Origin of the sequence: Kitasatospora sp. NBC_01246, from assembly GCF_036226505.1 — a bacterium.
In the GTDB taxonomy this organism is placed as follows: domain Bacteria; phylum Actinomycetota; class Actinomycetes; order Streptomycetales; family Streptomycetaceae; genus Kitasatospora.
The window spans coordinates 7,780,987-7,797,371 of sequence record NZ_CP108484.1 but is presented as its reverse complement, the minus strand read 5'-3'; the positions used below and the strand labels follow the sequence as shown (position 1 = coordinate 7,797,371).

Sequence of the window (16,385 nt, the reverse complement as noted above, 5' to 3'; positions counted from 1 at the left end):
CCGGGGTTTGGGCAGACCGTGAAGGCGTGGTGCTCAAGAGATGCCGAGCTCGTCGTTGATGAAGTCGAGGACCTCATCGGCGGAGGCGGACTCCAACTGCTCGGCGACCGTGGACTCCTCCGTCTGCTCGACCCCGTTGAACCTCGCCACCAACCCCTGGAGGCGGAGCACGATGCCGGCCTTCTTGGACTCGTCGGACACCAGTCCGGCGATCAGCGACTCGATGTCCTCGATCTTGGCGTTCACCATCGACAGCGCGTCGTCGGTGGTGCCGAGCTCGCCGTGCAGGTACCGGGCCAGGGCGAGCGGCGCGGGGTAGTCGAAGACCACCGTCGCGGCCAGCTTCAGACCGGTCGCCTCGCGCAGCCGGTTCCGCAGTTCGACCGAGGTCAGCGAGTCGAAGCCGGCGTCCTTGAACGCCGTCTCCGGGCCGACCTGGTCGGGCCCGGCGTGACCGAGCACGGTCGCCACCTGGCCGCGGACCAGGTCCAGCAGCAGGGCCTCCTGCGCCGCCGGGGCCAGGCCGGCGAGCCGGCGGGTCAGCCCGCCGCTGTCACCGGCCGCCGTCCGGGCCAACTGCCGCCCGGAGCGCACCAGTCCCCGCAGCAGCGGCTGGGCGGTGCGGCCGGCGGCCGCGTCGGCCCGCAGCGACCGCAGGTCCAGCTTGATCGGCACGACCAGTGCCGTGTCGGTCCGCAGCGCCGCGTCGAACAACCGCATGCCCTCGGCCGGGCCGATCGGCAGGACCCCGCCGCGGCTCATCCGGGCCTGGTCGGCGGCGCCCAGGTGGGCGGTCATGCCGCTGATCTGCTCCCAGAGGCCCCAGGCGAGGGACGTACCGGGCAGGCCCGCCGCCCGGCGCCGGTGCGCCAGGGCGTCGAGGTGGGCGTTGGCCGCCGCGTAGTTGCCCTGACCGGCCGAGCCGAACAGGCCGGAGGCGGAGGAGAACACCGCGAAGGTCGTCAGGTCGAGGTCACGGGTGAGCTCGTCCAGGTGGCTCACGGCGGTCACCTTCGGGGCGAACACGCGGGACAGCCGCTCGGGCGTCAGTGCGCCGATCACGCCGTCGTCCAGCACACCGGCGGTGTGCACGACGCCGGTCAGCGGGTGCTCGGCCGGGACGGCGGCCAGCAGCGCGGCCACCGCCTCCCGGTCGGTCACGTCGCAGGCGGCGACCGTCACCGCCGCGCCCAGCCCGTCCAGTTCGGCCACCAGCTCCGGCGCGCCCTCGGCCCCGAGACCGCTCCGGCTGGCCAGCACCAGGTGCCGGACGCCGTGCTCGGTGACCAGGTGCCGGGCCAGCAGCGCGCCCAGCGAGCCGGTGCCACCGGTGACCAGGACGGTCCCGTCCGGGCGGAACGCCTCGGGTGCCTCCGTCGCGGGCCGGGCCTGCGCCCGGACCAGGCGCGGCACGGAGAGTGCCGCCGCCCGGACGGCGACCTGCGGCTCGTCGGCGGCCAGGACGGCGCCGAGCACGGTGGTGAAGGAGCCGTCGGTTTCCGGGTCGAGGTCGAGCAGGACGATCCGGTCCGGGTTCTCGGCCTGCGCGGTGCGCAGCAGGCCCCAGACCGCCGCGCCCGCCGGGTCGGTGACGTCGGCGTCGGTGCCGGCCGGCACCGCGCCCCGGGTGACCACCACGAGCCGCGCGTCCTCGAAGGCCGCGTCGGCCAGCCAGGCCTGGACGACGTCCAGCGCCTGTGCGGTCAGGGCGAGCACCTGGTCGGCGTCCTCGCCGCCGTGGGACTCCAGGACGGCGACGGCCGGGGCCTCGGCGGCCAGCGCGGCCACCTCCTCGCCGGTGGCGACCGGCACCCAGGACGGCGCCGCCGCGGCCGCGGCCGCCGGCAGTGTGCTCCACTCCAGGCGGAACAGTGCGTCGCGGCCCTCGTCCGCGGCCGCCGCGGTGTCCAACTGCTCGACGTCCACCGGCCGGAAGGTCACCGAATCCACCGTCAGGACGGCGCCGCCGGCCTCGTCGACCGCGGTCAGCGCGAGCTTGTCCGGCCCCTGCGGGGCGATCCGGACCCGGACGGCGCCCGCGCCGGCGGCGTGCAGCACCAGCCCGTTCCAGGCGAACGGCAGGACGTTGTGGCCGTCCTTGGACTGGGCGAACGCCTGGGTGTGCAGGGCCGCGTCGAGCAGTGCAGGGTGGATGCCGAAGCGTGCGGCCTCGTCGCGCCGCTCGTCCGGCAGGGCGACCTCGGCGAAGAGCTCCTCACCGCGCCGCCAGACGGCCTGGAGGCCCTGGAACGCCGGGCCGTAGGCGTAGCCGTGCCGGGCGAGGTCCTCGTAGAAGCCGGCGACGTCGAGCTCCACGGGCTCCGCGCCGGCCGGCGGCCAGGCGGTGGTGTCGAAGCCGGGCGCCATCGGGCGGTCGGCCGGGACCGCCGTCAGGGTGCCGGCCGCGTGCCGGGTCCAGGCGTCCGGGCCGATCTCGCCGGCCGCGTCCTCGCGGGCCGAGTAGACGGCGACGGTCCGCGTGCCGTCCTCGTCGGGGCCGCCGACGGCGACCTGGATCCGGACTCCGCCGTGCTCGGGCACCACCAGCGGTGCCTCGATGACCAGTTCGTCGAGCCCGCCGGCGGCGACCACGTCGCCGGCCCGAACGGCCAGCTCCACCAGGCCGGTGCCGGGGACCAGCACGACCCCGCCGACGGCGTGGTCGGCGAGCCAGGCGTGCGTGCGCAGCGACAGCCGGGACGTGCAGAGCACCCCGCCCGTCTCGGGCACCTCCACCACCGCGCCGAGCAGCGGGTGGTCGGCCGTGACCTGGCCGAGCGAGACCGCGTCGGTGGCGGCGGTGGTCTGCAGCCAGTAGTGCCGGTGGTCGAAGGCGTAGGTCGGCAGCTCCAGGTGGGCGGTGCCGGTGGGCAGGAGGCCGGTCCAGTCCACCGCGACGCCCCGGACGAAGAGTTCGGCCACCGCGGTCAGTACGGTGTGCGCCTCGGGGCGGCCGTCGCGCAGGGCGGCGACGCAGACCGCGTCCTCCCCGGCGGACTCCGCCACCGCGCTGCTGAGCGCGGCGCCGGGGCCCAGCTCGACGAAGACCGCGTTACCGGGACCGGCCGCCGTGGCGATGCCGTCGGCGAACCGGACCGGGCGGCGCACATGGTCCACCCAGTAGGCGGGGTCGGCCAGTTGGCCGGGCTCGGCCACCCGACCGGTGACGTTGGAGATCACCGCGAGCTTGGGCTCGCCCCACGACACGTTGGCCAGGGCGGTGGCGAACTCCGCCAGCATCGGTTCCATCAGCGCCGAGTGGAAGGCGTGCGAGACGGTCAGCTGCTTGACCTTGCGGCCCTGCTCGCGCAGTTGCTCCGCGGCCTTCAGCACGGCCGCCTCCTCACCGGAGAGGACCACCGACGACGGGCCGTTCACCGCCGCCAGGTCCACGCCGTCATCGAGGAGTTCGGCCACCTCGTCTTCGGTGGCTGCCACCGCCACCATCGCGCCGCCCGAGGGCAGCGCCTGCATCAGCCGACCGCGTGCGGCGACCACCGCCGCCGCGTCGCCGAGCGAGAGCACCCCGGCTACGTGCGCGGCCGTGATCTCCCCGATCGAGTGGCCCATCACCGCGTCCGGCCGGACGCCCCAGGACTCGATCAGCCGGAACAACGCCGTCTCCACGGCGAACAACCCGGCCTGGGTGTAGACGGTCTGGTCCAGCGATCCGGCCGTGCCCAGCACCACGTCCTTGACCGGGTGGTCGGTCCACCCCGCCAACTGCGCGTCCAGCGCCGCGCAGGCCGCGTCGAAGGCCTCGGCGAACACCGGGTACCGCTCGGCCAGCTCACGGCCCATCCCGACCCGCTGCGACCCCTGCCCCGGGAACACCAGCACGGTCCGGTCGGTGTCGGACACCGTGCCGGTCACCAGGACGGGGCTGTGCTCGCCCCGCGCCAGGGCGCTCAGCCCGGCCAGCGCCTCCTCCGGCGAACCCGCCAGCACCACCGCGCGCTCCGACAGCAGCGCCCGCTGCGCCAGCAGCGCGGCGGCGATCTCCGCCGTCCCGGCCTCGGAGGTCTCGACGAAGGGCGCCAGCCGGTCGGCCTGCCCGGCCAGCGAGCCCGCGCTCTTCGCCGACAGCACCAGCGGCGCCGCGCCGGCCGGAGCGGCCTCGACCGCGACGGCCTCCGCCTCGGCCTCGACCGGGGCCTGCTCCAGGATCAGGTGCGCGTTCGTCCCGCTGACGCCGAAGGCGGACACCCCGCCACGCCGGGGGCGGCCGGTCTCCGGCCAGTCCCGCGCCTCGGTCAGCAGCTCGACCGCGCCGGCCTGCCAGTCCACCTCGGTCGAGGGCTCCTCGACGTGCAGGGTGGGCGGCAGCACGCCGTGGCGCAGCGCCTCCACCATCTTGATCACACCGGCGACCCCGGCGGCGGCCTGCGCGTGCCCCAGGTTGGACTTCACGGACCCGAGCCAGAGCGGACGCCCCGGCTCCCGGTCCTGGCCGTAGGTGGCCAGCAGCGCCTGCGCCTCGATCGGGTCACCGAGCACCGTGCCGGTGCCGTGCGCCTCGACCGCGTCCACCTCGACGGTGGACAGGCCCGCGTTGGCCAGCGCCTTGCGGATCACCCGCTGCTGCGAGGGCCCGTTGGGTGCGGTCAGACCGTTCGACGCGCCGTCCTGGTTCACCGCCGACCCGCGGACCACCGCGAGCACCCGGTGCCCCTTGCGCCGCGCCTCGGAGAGGCGCTCCAGCACCACCACACCAGCGCCCTCGGCCCAGCCGGTGCCGTCCGCCGTCGAGGAGAAGGCCTTGCAGCGGCCGTCGGGCGAGAGCGCCTGCTGGCGGGAGAACTCCACGAAGGTGTGCGGGTTGGCCAGCACCGTCGCGCCGCCGGCCAGCGCCATCGAGCACTCGCCCTGGCGCAGCGCCTGGGCGGCCAGGTGGATCGCCACCAGCGACGACGAGCACGCCGTGTCCACGGTGACCGCCGGGCCCTCGAAGCCGAACACGTAGGAGACCCGGCCGGAGGCCACGCTGCCGGCGGAGCCCGTCGCGGTGAAGCCGCTCAGCTCCGGCGGCACCTCGCCGCCGAACCCGTAGCCCTGGCTCATGACGCCGGAGAAGACGCCGACGTCGGTGCCCTTCAGCGCGGCCGGGTCGATGCCCGCCCGCTCCAGCGCCTCCCAGGACGCCTCCAGCAGCAGCCGCTGCTGCGGGTCCATCGCGAGCGCCTCGCGCGGCGAGATCCCGAAGAACCCGGCGTCGAACAGACCGGCCTCGTGCAGGAAGCCGCCCCGGTCGACGTAGGAGGTGCCGATCCGGCCGGGGTCGGCGTCGAACAGGCCGTCCAGGTCCCAGCCGCGGTCCTCCGGGAACGGGGAGAGGGCCTCCCTGCCGTCGGCGACCAGCCGCCAGAGGTCCTCCGGGCTCGCCACGCCGCCGGGCAGCCGGCAGGCCATGCCGACGATCGCGATCGGCTCGTCGGGGTCGGCGGCCAGGACGGCCGGCGCCGCCGGCCCGGCCGCGGCGGCCACGTGGCCGAACGCGCCGTGCAGGTGGCGGGCCAGGGCGAGCGGGGTCGGGTAGTCGAAGACCACGGTGGTGGGCAGGTTGAGGCCGGTCGCCTCACGGACCCGGTTGCGCAGTTCGACGGAGGTCAGCGAGTCGAAGCCGGCGTCCTTGAAGGCCTTCTCCGCCTTGACGCTGTCCGCCCCGGCGTGGCCGAGGACGGTCGCCACCTGGCCGCGGACCAGGTCGAGCAGCAGGGCCTCCTGCTCGCTGGCCGACAGCCCGGCCAGCCGGTCCGCCAGCCCGCCGCCGCTGCGCTGGGCGGCCGCCGCCCGGACGGCCTGCCGGCCGGCCCGGACCAGACCCCGCATCAGCGGCTGGACGGCGCCGCCGGAGGCCGCGTCGGCGCGGGCCGCCCGCAGGTCGAGCTTGATCGGCACGACCAGGGCCCGGTCGGCGTGCAGGGCCGCGTCGAACAGGGCCAGGCCCTCGGCCGGGGTCAGCGCCAGGACGCCGCCGCGGCTCATCCGGGCCTGGTCCAGCTCGCTCAGGTGCGCGGTCAGGCCGGTGCTCTGCTCCCACAGGCCCCAGGCCAGCGAGACACCGGGCAGCCCGTCGGCCCGCCGGCGGGCCATCAGGGCGTCCAGGTAGGCGTTGGCGGCCGCGTAGTTGCCCTGACCGGCCGAGCCGAACAGGCCGGCGGCGGAGGAGAACACCGCGAAGGCCGTCAGGCCCAGGTCGCGGGTCAGCTCGTGCAGGTGCTGTACGGCGGTCACCTTGGGCGCGAAGACCCCGGCGATCCGCTCGGGCGTCAGCGCGCCGATCACGCCGTCGTCCAGCACACCGGCGGTGTGCACGACGCCGGTCAGCGGGTGCTCGGCCGGGACTGCGGCCAGCAGCGCGGCCACCGCCGCCCGGTCGGCGACGTCGCAGGCGGCGACCGTCACCGCCGCGCCCAGCCCGTCCAGTTCGGCCACCAGCTCCGGCGCGCCCTCGGCCCCGAGACCGCTCCGGCTGGCCAGCACCAGGTGCCGGACGCCGTGCTCGGTGACCAGGTGCCGGGCCAGCAGCGCGCCCAGCGAGCCGGTGCCACCGGTGACCAGGACGGTCCCGTCCGGGCGGAAGGCCGGTTCGGCGCCGGTCGCGTCGCCACCGGCCGCGCGGACCAGCCGCGGTGCGGAGAGCACCCCGGCCCGGACCGCGACCTGCGGCTCGCCGGAGCCCAGCACGGCGGTGAGCAGCGGCTCGACGTCGGTGCCGGAGGTGAGGTCGGTGGCGGTGTCGGTGTCGATCAGGACGAGCCGGTCCGGGTTCTCCGCCTGGGCGGCGCGGATCAGGCCCCAGACGGCGGCGCCCGCCGGGTCGGTCACCGCCGCGTCGCCGCCGGCCGGCACCGCGCCCCGGGTCACCAGCACCAGCCGGGAGTCCTCCAGGCTCGGTGCGGCCAGCCAGGTCTGGACGAGGTCCAGGATCCGGCCGGTCAGGGCCAGGGCGTCGCCGCGCCGGTCGGTCGCCTCCACCAGCGCGACCACCGGGGAGGTGACGTTGTCGGCGAGGATCTGCACCTCGTCCGCGTGGAACAGCGGCACCCACGGCGGCAGCGTCTCGCCGCCGGCGGGGGTCTCGGGCAGGTCGGTCCAGTCCACCCGGAAGAGGGCGTCCGGGCCGGCGTCCGCCGCGGCGGACGAGAGCTGCTCGGCGGAGACCGGCAGGAAGGCGAGCGCCTCCAGGGTCAGGACCGGGCCGCCGGTCTCGTCGGCGGCCTCCAGCGAGAGCCCGTTCCGGTCGGACGGCGCGAGCCGCACCCGCAGCGCCGAGGCGCCGGCGGCGTGCAGCGTCAGGCCGGTCCACTCGGCCGGCTGCCAGAGCCGCGGTCCGCCCGCGGTCCCGTCGGCCACGGCGGCGTGCCGCAGGCCGGACTGGAGGGCGGCGTCCAGCAGCGCCGGGTGGATGCCGAAGCGGCCGGCGTCGGCACGCTGGTCCTCGGGCAGCGCGACCTCGGCGAAGACCTCCTCGCCGCGCCGCCAGAGCCCGCGGACGCCCTGGAAGGCCGGGCCGAGGGCGTAGCCGAGGCGGAGCAGGTCGTCGTACAGCTCGTCGGCACTCGCCTGCCGGGCGCCGGTGGGCGGCCAGACGACGAGGTCGGCGTGCGCCTCGGTGCGGGCCGCCGCCGGGGCGAGCCGGCCGGTGGCGTGCCTGGTCCAGGCGCCGGTGTCGTCGTCGGCGCCCTCGCGGGCGGCGTAGACGTCGACGCTGCGGGCGCCCGCCCCGTCGGGGCCGCCGACGGTGACCTGGACCCGGACGCCGCCGTGCTCGGGCAGCACCAGCGGGGCCTCGATCACCAGCTCGTCGAGGGTGCCGCAACCGACCTCGTCACCGGCGCGGACGGCCAGCTCCACCAGCGCGGCGCCGGGGACGGGGACGACCCCGCCGACGCCGTGGTCGGCCAGCCAGGGGTGGGTGCGCAGCGACAGCCGGGAGGTGAACGCCAGCCCGTCCGACTGCGGCAGCCGGACGACGGCGCCGATCAGCGGGTGGTCGACGGTGGCCTGGCCGAGCGAGGCCGCGTCGGTGGCCGGGGCGGTCTGCAGCCAGTAGTGCCGGTGGTCGAAGGCGTAGGTCGGCAGCTCGACGCGGGCGGTGCCGGTGGGCAGCACGCCGCTCCAGTCCACGGCCACGCCGCGGACGAAGAGTTCGGCCATCGACAGGAACAGCCGGCGCGGACCGCCCTCGTCCCGTCGAAGCGAGCCGGTGACCAGGGCGTCGACCGCGGTCTCGTCGACGATCTCGTTGATCGGCTGGACCAGCACCGGGTGGGCGCTGGACTCGACGAACACCGTGTGGCCCGCTTCGAGCAGCGCGGCGACGGCGGGGCCGAAGCGGACCTGGCCGCGCAGGTTGCGGTACCAGTACCCGCCGTCCAGCAGGCCCGCCTGGTCGATCCACTCGCCCGTGACGGTGGAGAGGAACGGCACCAGCGGGGCCTGGCTGCGGATGTCCGCGAAGGCCTCGCCGAGGGTCTCCTCGATCGCCTCGACATGGCGGGTGTGGGAGGCGTAGTCCACCGCGACCCGGCGCACCCGCACGCCGTCGGCCGCGAGCACCTCCAGCGCCTCGTCCAAGGCCTCGGCGTCACCGGCGACCACGACCGAGGCCGGGCCGTTGACGGCCGCGACCTCGACGCGGTCCGCCCAGCGCTCCAGGCGAGTCAGCGCCTCGCTCTCGGGGAGCGCGACCGACGCCATGCCACCGCGACCGGCCAGCTGACCGGCGATCACCTGGCTGCGCACCGCGACGATACGGGCGGCGTCCTCCAGGGACAGCGCACCGGCCACGCAGGCCGCCGCGATCTCACCCTGGGAGTGGCCCAGCACGGCGTCCGGCAGCACGCCCACGGACGCCCAGACGGCGGCCAGACCGACCATCACGGCGAAGCTGGCCGGCTGGAGCACGTCCACCCGGTCGAGCAGCTCGGCCGGGGCCTCGCCGCGCAGCACCTCCTCCAGCGACCAGTCCACCCAGGGGCTCAGCGCCCGGGCGCACTCCGCGATCCGCTCGGCGAACACCGGGGAGGTGTCCAGCAGTTCACGGCCCATGCCGGCCCACTGCGAGCCCTGCCCCGGGAACACCAGGACCGTCCGGCCCGCACCGGCCGAGCCGAGCGAACCGCCGGTCACCAGGGCCGGGGCCGACTCGCCCCGGGCCAGCGCGCCCAGCCCGGCCAGCGCCTCCTCCGTCGAACCGGCCACCAGCACCGCGCGCTCGGAGAGCAGCGCGCGCCGGGACAGCAGCGCGTTCGCCGTGGCGGCGAGCGACGGCCGGTCCGCCGTGTCGAGGAAGGCCGCCAGGCGCGCGGCCTGACCGGCCAGCGAGCCGGTCGAGGCGGCCGACACCACCAGCGGCACCGCGTCGGCGCCCGGCAGCACGTCGCCCGCCGCCGGCTCGACGGCCGGCACCTCGGCGGACTCCTCCAGGATCAGGTGCGCGTTGGTGCCGCTGATCCCGAAGGAGGAGATCCCGGCCCGGCGCGGCCGGCCGCCGGCGGCCCAGTCGCGCGCCTCGGTCAGCAGCTCGACCGCACCGGCGGACCAGTCCACCTCCGGGGTCGGCGCGCTGACGTTCAGTGTGGAGGGCAGCACGCCGTGCCGCAGCGCCTGCACCATCTTGATGACGGCCGCGACACCGGCCGCGGCCTGGGTGTGGCCGATGTTGGACTTCAGCGAGCCGAGCCAGAGCGGCCGCTCCGGGTCGCGGTCCCGGCCGTAGGTGGCCAGCAGGGCCTGCGCCTCGATCGGGTCGCCCAGCGCCGTTCCGGTGCCGTGCGCCTCCACCGCGTCGATGTCCGAGGCGGCCAGGCCCGCGTTGGCCAGCGCCTTGCGGATCACCCGCTGCTGCGAGGGGCCGTTGGGCGCGGTCAGGCCGTTGGAGGCGCCGTCCTGGTTCACCGCGCTGCCGCGCAGCACCGCGAGCACCTGGTGCCCGTTGCGCCGGGCCTCGGAGAGCCGCTCCAGGACCACGATGCCGACGCCCTCGGAGAGGATGGTGCCGTCGGCGCCCGCCGAGAACGCCTTGACCCGGCCGTCGGCGGCGAGGCCGCGCTGGCGCGACATGCCGAGGACGCCGACCGGCGAGCCCATCACGGCGACGCCGCCGGCCAGCGCCAGCGAGCACTCGCCGGACCGCAGCGCCTGCGCGGCCAGGTGGATCGCCACCAGCGACGACGAGCAGGCCGTGTCCACGGTGACCGCCGGGCCCTCGAAGCCGAACACGTAGGAGACCCGGCCCGAGGCCACACTGCCCGCGGTCGCGGTGGTGACGAAGCCTTCGAGCTCGGCGGGCATGCTGGTCAGCGACTCGACGTAGTCGTGGATGGAGACACCGGAGAAGACGCCGATGTTGCCGCCCCGCGCCGTGCCGGGGTTGATGCCGGCCCGCTCCAGCGCCTCCCACGAGGCCTCCAGCAGCAGCCGCTGCTGCGGGTCCATCGCCAGCGCCTCCCGCGGCGAGATCCCGAAGAACTCGGCGTCGAACTCCCCGGCGTCGCGCAGGAAGCCGCCCTTGTGGACGTAGGAGGTGCCGGGCTTCGCGGCGTCGTCGTCGAAGAGCTCGTCGAGGTTCCAGCCGCGGTTGTCCGGGAAGCCCACCATGCCGTCGCGGCCCTCGTGCACCAGGCGCCACAGGCCCTCGGGGTCGACCACGCCGCCGGGCAGCCGGCAGGCCATGCCGACGATGGCGATCGGCTCGTCCGGGTCGGCCGCGACCACGGTGGGGGCGGCGGCGGCACCGGCCGCGGTGTCGCCGAGCTCCTCGCGCAGGAAGCGGGCGAGCGCCACCGGCGTGGGGTAGTCGAAGATCAGGGTGGCGGGCAGCTTGACCCCGGTCGCGGCGCTCAGCCGGTTGCGGAGCTCGACCGCGGTGAGCGAGTCGAAGCCGATGTCGCTGAAGCCCCGGGTGCCCTGGGCCAGTTCGTGGCCGTTGAAGCCGAGCACCGCGGTGGCCTCGGCCTGGACGATGCCCAGCAGGATGCTCTCCTGCTCGGCCTCGGACTTCCCCGCCAGGCGGCGTACCAGCCCGCTGCCGTCCCCGGCGGCGGTCCGTGCCACCCGGCGCCCGCTCCGCACCAGGCTGCGCAGCATGTGCGGGACGGCGCCGCCGGACGCGGTGTCCGAGCGCAGCGCCCGCAGGTCGAGCTTGATCGGGACGAGCAGCGCCTGCTCGGCCCGCAGACCGGTGTCGAAGTGGGCCAGGCCCTCGGCCGGGGTCAGCGCCAGGACGCCGCCGCGGCTCATCCGGGCCTGGTCGACCTCGCTCAGGTGGGCGGTCAGGCCGGTGCTCTGCTCCCAGAGGCCCCAGGCCAGCGAGAGACCGGGCAGTCCGCCGGCCCGACGGCGGGTCATCAGGGCGTCGAGGTAGGCGTTGGCGGCGGCGTAGCTGCCCTGGCCGGCCGAGCCGAGCAGCGCGGCGGCGGACGAGAAGACCACGAACGTCCGCAGCTGCGGGGCGAGTTCGCGGGTCAGCTCGTCCAGGTGGCGCACCGCGGTCGCCTTGGGCGCGAAGACCCCGGCGATCCGCTCCGGCGTCAGCGCGCCGAGCACCCCGTCGTCCAGGATGCCGGCCAGGTGGACGAGGCCGGTCAGCGGGTGTTCGGCCGGGACGGCGGTCAGCAGCGCGGCCACCGCCTCCCGGTCGGCGACGTCGCTCGCAACGACCGACACCGTGGCGCCGAGTCCGGCGAGTTCGTCGGCCAGTTCGTCGGCGCCCTCGGCGGCGGGGCCCCGGCGGCCGGCCAGCACCAGGTGCCGGACGCCGTGCTCGGTGACCAGGTGGCGGGCGACCACGGCGCCGAGCGAGCCGGTGCCGCCGGTGACCAGGACGGTGCCGTCCGGGTCGAAGGCGGTGGCAGAGGCCTCCTCCGGGGCTGCGTCGGCGCGCACCAGGCGGGAGGCGGAGAGCGCCGTGCCGCGCACCGCGACCTGCGGCTCGCCGGAGGCCAGCACCGCCCCGAGGACCGCTCCCGCCCCGGCCGCGGCGGCGGGGTCGAGGTCGACCAGGACGATCCGGTCCGGGTTCTCCGCCTGGGCGGCGCGGACCAGGCCCCAGACGGCGGCGCCGGCCGGGTCGGTCACCGCGGCCTCGCCGCCGGCCGGGACGGCGCCCCGGGTGGCGACCACCAGGCGGGCCTCGGCCAGGCCCGGCGCGGCCGTCCAGGCCTGGATCGCGGCCAGCACCCGGCAGGTGAGCTCCAGCGGGTCGGCCTCGGCGTCGGCCGCGGTCGCGTCCAGCACGGCGACCGCCGGCACGCTCTCGCGGTCGGCCAGCGCGGCCACGTCCTCCGGTCCGGACAGCGGGGCCCAGACCGGCGCGGCCGTGGCGCCCTCGGGCGCGGGCAGCCCGGTCCACTCGACCCGGAACAGCGAGTCCCGGCCGTCCTGGCCGGCCGCGCTGCCCAACTGCTCGGCGGAGACCGGCAGCGAGACCAGCGAGTCCATCGTCAGGACCAGCTCGCCGGCCTCGTCGGCGGCCTGGAAGGACAGCGCGTCGGTACCCCGGGGGGCGACCCGCACCCGCAGCGCGGAGGCGCCCAGCGCGTGCAGCACCAGCCCGTTCCAGGCGAACGGCAGCACGTTGCGGCCGTCCTCCGGGTTGGTGAACGCGTTGGTGTGCAGGGCGGCGTCCAGCAGGGCGGGGTGGATCCCGAACCGGTCGGCGTGCTCCCGCTGCTCCGGCGGCAGCACGGCCTCGGCGAAGAGCTCCTCGCCGCGCCGCCAGACCGCCCGCAGGCCCTGGAACGCCGGGCCGTAGGAGTAGCCGCGGACGACCAGGTCGGTGTAGAAGTCCTCGATCTCCACGGGCTCGGCGCCGGCCGGCGGCCAGGCGGCGAAGTCCACGGCGGGCGTGGTGCTGCCGCTCGGGGCGGCGGACGAGAGCAGACCGGTCGCGTGCCTGGTCCACTCGCCGTCGCCGTCCTCGCCGGCGGCGTCCTCGCGCAGCGAGTAGACGTCCACCGTGCGGGAGCCGGTCGGGCCGGGGCCGCCGACGGCGACCTGGACCCGCACGCCGCCCTGCTCGGGCAGCACCAGCGGGGCCTCGATGACCAGCTCTTCGAGGATGCCGCAGCCGAACTCGTCGCCCGCGCGCACCGCCAGGTCGACGTAGACGGTGCCGGGGACGATCACCACGCCCTGCATGGCGTGGTCGGCGAGCCAGGGGTGGGTGCGCAGTGACAGCCGGGAGGTGAAGACCAGCCCGTCCGACTGCGGCAGCCGCACCACCGCCCCGAGCAGCGGGTGGTCGGTGCCGGTGAGGCCCAGCGAGGCGGCGTCAGTGGCCGATCCGGTCAGCTGGAGCCAGTAGTGCTGGTGGTCGAAGGCGTAGGTCGGCAGGTCGACCAGGGCGGTGTCGGCCCCGGCCGGCAGCTGGCCGGTCCAGTCCACGGCGACGCCCCGGACGAAGAGTTCGGCCATCGAGGTCAGCAGGCGGCGCGGGCCGCCCTCGTCCCGCCGCAGCGAACCGGTGACCACGGCCGAGGCGTCGGCGGCGTCCACCAGCTCGCTGATCGGCTGGACCAGTACCGGGTGGGCGCTGGACTCGACGAAGACGGTGTGGCCCGCGCCGAGCAGCGCGGTGATCGCCGGGCCGAAGCGGACCTGGCCGCGCAGGTTGCGGTACCAGTACCCGCCGTCCAGCACGCCCGCCCCGTCGATCCACTCCCCGGTGACGGTGGAGAAGAACGGGACCAGCGGGGCCTGGCTGCGGATGTCCGCGAAGGCCTCGCCGAGGGTCTCCTGGATCGCCTCGACGTGCCGGGAGTGGGAGGCGTAGTCCACCGCGATCCGCCGCACCCGCACGCCCTGGTCCTCCAGCGCGTCGAGGGCCTCGTCGAGGGCCTCGGCGTCACCGGCGACCACCACGGACGCCGGGCCGTTGACGGCGGCGACCTCGACGCGGTCCGCCCAGCGCTCCAGCCGCTCGACGGCGTCGGTCTCGGAGAGCGCCACCGAGGCCATCCCGCCGCGCCCGGCGAGGCTGCCCGCGATCACCTGGCTGCGCACCGCCACGATCCGCGCGGCGTCCTCCAGCGACAGCGCACCGGCCACGCAGGCCGCCGCGATCTCGCCCTGGGAGTGCCCGACCACCGCGTCCGGCAGCACGCCCACGGACGCCCAGACGGCGGCCAGACCGACCATCACCGCGAAGCTGGCCGGCTGGAGCACGTCGACGCGCTCCAGCAGCTCGGCCGGGGCCTCGCCGCGCAGCACGTCCTCCAGCGACCAGTCCACCCAGCGCTCCAGCGCCGCCGCGCACTCCGCGACGCGCGCGGCGAACACCGGGGAGGAGTCCAGCAGTTCACGGCCCATGCCGACCCACTGCGAACCCTGCCCCGGGAAGACCAGGACGAGCTTGCCCGCCCCGGTCGCGCTCCCCGTCACCAGCCCGGCGGCGGATTCGCCCCGGGCCAGCGCGGCCAGCCCGGCCAGCGCCTCGTCCCGCGAACCGGCCACCAGCACCGCCCGCTCGCCGAGCACCGCGCGCCGGGTGGCCAGCGTCCCCGCCACACCGGCGAGGGAGACCCCCTCCGCGGCGTCGAGGAAGGAGACCAGCCGCTCGGCCTGGCCCGTCAGGGACCCCTCGGAGGCCGCCGAGACCACCAGCGGCACCACGGCGTCGGGCGCGGCCCCGGCCTGGGCGGGCTCGTCCTCGGGAACCTGCTCCAGGATCAGGTGCGCGTTGGTGCCGCTGGCGCCGAAGGAGGAGACCCCGGCCCGGCGCGGCCGCCCGGTCTCCGGCCAGGGCCGGGTCTCGGTCAGCAGCTCGACGGCGCCCGCCGTCCAGTCCACCTGCGGGGTGGGCGCGTCGACGTGCCGGGTGGCCGGCATCACGCCGTGCCGCAGCGCCTGCACCATGTTGATCACACCGGCGACCCCGGACGCCGCCTGGGTGTGGCCGATCACCGACTTGACCGAGCCGAGCCGCAGCGGTTCCCGGCCGTCCACGCGGTCCTGCCCGTACGTGGCCAGCAGCGCCTGCGCCTCGATCGGGTCGCCGAGGACGGTGCCGGTGCCGTGGCCCTCGACCATGTCGATGTCGCCCGTGGACAGGTTGGCGCTGTCCAGCGCCTTGCGGATGACCCGCTGCTGGGCGGGGCCGTTGGGCGCGGTCAGACCGTTGGAGGCGCCGTCCTGGTTGAGCGCGGAGCCCCGGACGACCGCCAGCACGCGGTGGCCGAGCTCCCTGGCCCGGGAGAGCTTCTCCAGCAGGATGACACCGGCGCCCTCGGCCCAGCTGGAGCCGTCGGCGCAGGCCGCGTAGGACTTGCAGCGGCCGTCGAAGGCCAGGCCGCGCTGGCGGGCGAAGCCCACGAAGCCGCCCGGGGTCGACATCACGGTCGCACCGCCGGCCAGCGCCATCGAGCACTCGCCGCGGCGCAGCGCCTGCGCGGCCAGGTGGATGGCGACCAGCGACGAGGAGCACATGGTGTCGACGGTGACCGCCGGGCCCTCCAGCCCGAGCGAGTAGGCGACCCGGCCGGAGGCGACACCGCCGGCGGTGCCCAGGGCCCGCTCCAGGCTGAGGAAGCCCTCGTAGCCGCTGAGGTCCGGGGCGTAGTCCTGGTGCACGATGCCGGCGAACACCCCGATGTCGGTGCCCCGGACGGAGTGCGGGGCGATGCCGGCCCGCTCCAGGGCCTCCCAGGACACCTCCAGCAGCTGCCGCTGCTGCGGGTCCATGGCGAGCGCCTCGCGCGGCGAGATGCCGAAGAACCCGGCGTCGAACTGGCCGGCGTCGTGCAGGAACGCGCCCTCGCGGACGTAGGTGGTGCCGGGGTTGTCCGGGTCCGGGTGGTAGAGGCCTTCGAGGTCCCAGCCCCGGTCCTCGGGGAACGCGGTGTACACGTCGGTGCCGTCGGTGACGACCCGCCAGAGGTCCTCGGGGGTACGGATCCCGCCCGCGTACCGGCAGGCCATCGACACGATGGCGATGGGCTCGGCAGGGGCCTCCAGGAGCTTCTGGTTCTCCTGCTGGAGCCGCGCGTTCTCCTTCAGCGAGGCACGAAGTGCGTTGACGATCTGCTCGTCCGGCGTCGTCATGTTCCTACGTCCTCCGTGTCAGTCCGCTGTCAGTGGTCAGCTGGTCGTACCGGGTCATCGGGGCGGTTCGGGGTGGTTCTGGGCGGTTCGGGGTGGTTCTGGGCGGTTCGGGGTGGTTCTGGGCGGTCGCCGGGCGTCCGGGTCAGTTCCGGCCGAGGGCGCGCTGCACCAGGTCGGCGACGTCCATGGCATCGATCAGGTCGGCGTCGTCCTCGGCCGGTTCGGCCGCCGCGTCAGGTGCGGGGGCCTCCTCGGTCTCGACGAGGGCGAGCAGGGTGTCCAGGAGGCCGGCCTCCTTGAAGCGGGCGAACGGGACGTCCGCGAGCGCGCGCCGCAGG

1 protein-coding gene is annotated in these 16,385 nt (G+C 76.1%); it reads right to left on the bottom strand.

Annotated features, from left to right (window positions below):
• Window positions 1-33: 33 nt before the first annotated feature.
• Window positions 34-16,047 carry a type I polyketide synthase gene (locus tag OG618_RS32935; RefSeq protein WP_329491263.1) on the bottom strand — a complete coding sequence of 5,338 codons (16,014 nt, stop codon included), beginning with the start codon at window positions 16,045-16,047 and terminating at the stop codon, window positions 34-36.
• Window positions 16,048-16,385 lie beyond the last annotated feature (338 nt).